We start from the raw sequence: 3,089 nt of genomic DNA, 5'->3' as shown, positions 1-3,089 counted from the left end.
TCGACCTGGTCGGGGTGTTCACGCAGATCGACACGCTGCTCCTGGTGGTGACCGTCCTGCTGGTGCTGGTGCTGCTGGTGATCATCTACCGCTCCCCGATCATGGCTGCGATCCCGCTGCTGGGGGTGGGGCTGGTCTTCCAGATGGCCGGGGCCATAGCGGCCTGGTACGCCCTCCGCTTCGGGATCCCGATCTCCGGGCAGACGACCGGCATCATGACCGTGGTCCTCTTCGGCACCGGCACCGACTACGTGCTGTTCGTCTCGGCGCGTTTCCGGGAGGAGCTGACGCGCCATGACGACCGCCACGAGGCGATGAGGCTGACCATGCGCGGCGTCGGCGGCGCGGTCGCCTCGGCCGGGGCGACGATCCTGGTCGCCTGCGCGGCGCTCGGGCTCGCCACGCTGCGCTCCTACCAGGCGCTCGGCCCCATCATCGCGCTGGCGGTGGCGCTGATGATGCTGGCTGCCCTGACCCTCATCCCGGCGGCGCTCACCATCTTCGGCCGGCGCGCCTTCTGGCCCGCCCAGCCCCGCCTGCAGGCCGGCGCCACGGAGCGGACAGACTGGCGGCGCAGCGTCTACGGCCGGATCGGCGGGGTCGTTCTGGGCAGGCCGGTCCTGACCCTGGTCGTGACGGGGGTGGGCCTGGCTGTGCTGGTGGCGGGCCTGGTCCCGTTCCGGGCCAACTACGACCAGCTCGACCGGCTGCCGTCGAACACGGAGTCGGTCCGCAGCTTCGAACTGTTGCGGGGCGGGTTCCCGGCCGGCGAGCTCTCTCCCACCCAGGTGTACGTCTCCCTGCCCCCGGGCGCCGGCGCCCTCGATCCTGCCGTCCTCGAGCAGCTGGACGTCCTCACGCTGGAACTCGCCGGCCACCCGGCCGTGGCCGACGTCTCCGGTCCGAGCAGGCCGCTGGGCATACGGGGGCCGGACATCTCCCGACTGCCGGAGGGGAGCGGTCGCCGGTTCGTCTCCGCCGACGGGGGAGCGGGCCGCATCGACGTGGTGCTCGTGGAGGAACCCTTCTCCGGGGAGGCCCTGGATGCGGTGCCCGAGTTGCGGGCCCTCGCCCGCCAGCAGGCTTCGGCCCTGGGCCTGGCCGCCGGGAGCGTGCTGGTGGGCGGGGACACGGCCGAGGCCTACGACACCCGCACGGCGGGCAACAGGGATTCGGTGGTCGTGCTTCCCCTGATCCTCCTGGCCATCGGCGTGGTCCTGGCCCTGCTGCTGCGCTCGCTGATCGCCCCGCTCTACCTGATGGTGACGATCGCCTTCACCTACTTCGCGACGCTCGGGCTCGTGGTGGTGGTGTTCATCGTCCTGGCCGGCCACACCGGGCTGGGTCCCGCCGTCCCGTTCTTCCTCTTCGTGTTCCTCAACGCGCTGAGCGTGGACTACAACATCTACCTCATGTCGCGGATCCGCGAGGAGGCCCGGACAGCCCCGCTCAAAGAGGCGACCCGCCATGCGCTGGCGCGCACCGGGCCGGTCATCACGTCTGCGGGCCTCATCCTCGCCGGCACCTTCTCCGCGCTGATGACCCTGCCCCTCCAGGACCTGCTGCAGCTCGGGTTCGGGGTGGCGATCGGGGTGCTGATGGACACCTTCATCACCCGCACCCTGATAGTTCCGGCCGTGGTCTCCCTGCTGGGCCGGTGGAACTGGTGGCCCTCCCGGATCACCTCCTGACGGCAGCGTCCCGCCGGATCGGCCTATCGGGCAGGGCGTTTTCTCCCCTTACTCGCCCAGGCCGGCGATCCACGCGTCGAACAGCTGGTAGGAACCCTCGTTCAGCTCCGCCCGGGCGTCCTCCATGCCGGCTGTGAACTCCTCGGGGTTGCTGCCCGCCCGCTCCACCATCCAGCGGGCGCCGTGGTTGGCCCACTTGTTGGCCGCGGAGTTGTGGGCCTCGGGATGGAACTGGATGGCCAGCGCCGACCCCAGTTCGAAGGCTTGGGGATACCGGTCGGACCGGGCCAGCAGCACGCTGCCGGGAGGCAGGTCGAACGTGTCCTGGTGCATCTCGAACACCCTCCGTCCGGCCACCTTCGACACCACCGGGTGTTGGTAACCGGCTTCGGTGAGCTTCACCGGGACCGCGCCGACCTCGGGACGGTCGGCCAGATAGGCCTTACCCCCCAGTGCGGCGGCCAGCAGTTGCGCGCCGAGGCATATCACCAGCACGGGAACGTCCCGCACCACCAGCTCGCGCACCAGGCGCATCTCGTCGACCAGGTAGGGAAACTCTTCCGTGTCGTAGGCGCCCATGCGGCCGCCCGTCATCACCAGGACGTCCACGTCGTCGGCCGGCGGGAGCGGGTCCCCGTCGATCACAATGATCTCCTCCCACTCCATCCCGGCATGCTCCAGGCGCTCGGCCAGCCTGCCCAGGGACTCGTGGGTGTGCCTGATCACGACCATCCTCCCCATCGGCCGGAGTCTATCGCGCCGCCGTGGAGAGTCAGGACCGATGGTTGCACCCGGCAGGAGCCGGGATCGGCGGTCACGGAGCCTCGGAGGCGTCATGCGCCCTGTGATTCGAGACCTGCCATTATTCGCCCATGGGTCAATTGGGGCCGGTGGGAAGTATCATGAGCCGGGTCCCGAAGACCGGGGAGAATCAGTGACAGCAGCCGAGCGTTCCGCCTCCCTCAGCCGGCGCCGGCCGGCCCTGGTGGGGTTGGTCGCGCTCGCGCTGGTGGTCGCCGTGACTGCCCCGGCGCCGGCCACCACCGATGCCGCCGGGGGGTTCTCCGACGTGCCGGAGGGCGACGTGCGCGAGCCTGCCATCAACGCCCTCGCGGAGATGGGCCTGTTCGAGGACACCCTTTGCGAGGACGGCCTCTTCTGTCCCGGCGACCCGATGAAGCGGTGGGTGATGGCCGTCTGGCTGATCCGGGCGCTCGGTGGCGAGGTCACCACGACCGGGTCCTCCCGCTTCGCGGACGTCGACGCCGCCTCGTGGTGGTCCCCCTACGTGGAGGAACTCGCCGACCGGGGAATCACCAAGGGATGCAGAACTGAACCGCTTCTCCGCTATTGCCCGGACGGGACCGTAACCCGGGCCGAGATGGCCAGCTTCCTGGT

3 protein-coding genes are annotated in these 3,089 nt (G+C 70.2%); 2 read left to right on the top strand and 1 reads right to left on the bottom strand.

Annotation, left to right across the window (positions count from 1 at the left end):
- On the top strand, positions 1-1,691 hold a 1,691-nt coding region (locus tag OXK16_16460; GenBank protein MDE0377533.1), incomplete at its 5' end, for an MMPL family transporter.
- 48 nt (positions 1,692-1,739) lie between these two features.
- Here OXK16_16460 and OXK16_16455 read toward each other — a convergent pair.
- Positions 1,740-2,417: a type 1 glutamine amidotransferase gene (locus tag OXK16_16455; protein MDE0377532.1), complete on the bottom strand. Its 678-nt coding sequence runs from the start codon at positions 2,415-2,417 to the stop codon at positions 1,740-1,742.
- Positions 2,418-2,625: 208 nt separating this feature from the next.
- On the opposite strand from OXK16_16455, the gene OXK16_16450 reads away from it, so the two are divergent.
- Positions 2,626-3,089 (top strand): S-layer homology domain-containing protein (locus OXK16_16450; GenBank protein ID MDE0377531.1); only part of this gene is annotated, 464 nt, incomplete at its 3' end.

The sequence above is a fragment of the bacterium genome (assembly GCA_028821235.1).
Taxonomy (GTDB): domain Bacteria; phylum Actinomycetota; class Acidimicrobiia; order Spongiisociales; family Spongiisociaceae; genus Spongiisocius.
The sequence above is the reverse complement of the archived record's forward strand: the minus strand, read 5'-3'. Positions and strand labels throughout refer to the sequence as shown.